We start from the raw sequence: 1183 nt of genomic DNA, 5'->3' as shown, positions 1-1183 counted from the left end.
TACCACGCCACCATCAACATCAACATCCTCGAAACAGCAACATTGACAACCCGCCCACCGCCCTAACTGAGCGGCATTGGGGTTAGGGGTGGGGGTCGTGGAGGCCGAGGCGGCGGAGTTCGAGGGCGGCCAGGGCGTTGACGGTGGTGTCGTCGCCGCGCCGCCACGCCTCGGCGACGTCCGGGGAGATCCGGGTGAGTTTGCGCAGCGGCTGACCGGCCAGGGCGCGCAGGGCCAGCAGGTCCCGACCGGCGGGTGCGGCGGCCAGGGCCGCCGCCGAAGCGGCTCGCCGCATCCAGCGCACCCGCAGCGGCAGCCAGCCGAAAAGCACCAGCCCCAGCGGGACGATGAGCAGCCCGACGGCCAGTGCCAGCGCCAACTGGTCGACCAACTCCTGCTGGTCACGCCCGGCCTCGGCGAGCGAACGGGCCGCGCCGGCCGCCCGCTCGAACGGGCCGGTCAGCTCGTCGCCCACCAACGGCACCCGGCCGACCTTGCCGCCCGCGTCGGCCAGGTTGTCGGCCAGCCCACCGCCGGCCCCCTCCAGCTTCTGCCCGGGTACGGCCAGCTTCTGCACCAGTTCGTGCAGCCAGAGCGCACCACGGATCGCCGCGTACACCCAGGCGACGACGAGCAGATCGGTGAGGAACTGGCGCAGCGCGGTCGGGAAGCGATCAGCGTAGATTTTCACGCCGGACAGCGTGCCACGCTCGGGCGCGGCGGGCACCCCCACGGACGCCCGATCCCGGGAGTGCGCGGGATCAGCGGGCGCAGTCCGGGCAGGTCCCGAAGATCTCCAGGGTGTGGCTGACGTCGGTGAAGCCGTGCTGAGCCGCCACCCGGTCGGCCCAGTTCTCCACCGTCGGCCCGGCCACCTCGACCGTACGACCGCAGGCCCGGCAGACCAGATGGTGGTGATGCCCCTCGCTGCACCTGCGGTAGAGGTGCTCTCCGCCGGGCGGGCGCATCACGTCGATCTCGCCCGCGTCGGCCAGACCCTGCAACGTCCGGTAGACCGTGGTCAACCCGACCCGCTCGCCGCGATCACGCAGCATCGCGTGCAGGTCCTGGGCGCTGTGGAAGCCCTCCAGCTCGGCCAGCAACGCGCTCACCGCCGACCGCTGGCGGGTGTTCCGGACCACCGCACTCTCGCTCATGCCGACCCTCCGCTTCGCTGCGTGCC

The 1183-nt window shown here is 72.2% G+C and carries 2 protein-coding genes; both read right to left on the bottom strand.

Translation table 11 applies throughout. The annotated features are described in order from the left end of the window. Positions 1 to 82: 82 nt before the first annotated feature. Complete coding sequence (locus tag ACIBO1_RS31690) at positions 83 to 691, bottom strand: hypothetical protein (RefSeq protein ID WP_396752909.1); 609 nt, start codon at positions 689 to 691, stop codon at positions 83 to 85. 70 nt (positions 692 to 761) lie between these two features. Further along, positions 762 to 1157 carry a Fur family transcriptional regulator gene (locus ACIBO1_RS31685; protein ID WP_396698721.1) on the bottom strand — a complete coding sequence of 132 codons (396 nt, stop codon included), beginning with the start codon at positions 1155 to 1157 and terminating at the stop codon, positions 762 to 764. Positions 1158 to 1183 lie beyond the last annotated feature (26 nt).

This window comes from Micromonospora sp. NPDC049903 (assembly GCF_044460945.1).
Classification (GTDB): domain Bacteria; phylum Actinomycetota; class Actinomycetes; order Mycobacteriales; family Micromonosporaceae; genus Micromonospora.
Note: the sequence above shows the minus strand (reverse complement) of the source record. Positions and strands in the feature narration are given on the sequence as shown.

Bases quoted from the DNA above. Each gene is read 5' to 3' on its own strand.
- ACIBO1_RS31685 (WP_396698721.1), bottom strand. From the start codon at position 1,157: ATGAGCGAGAGTGCGGTGGTCCGGAACACCCGCCAGCGGTCGGCGGTG.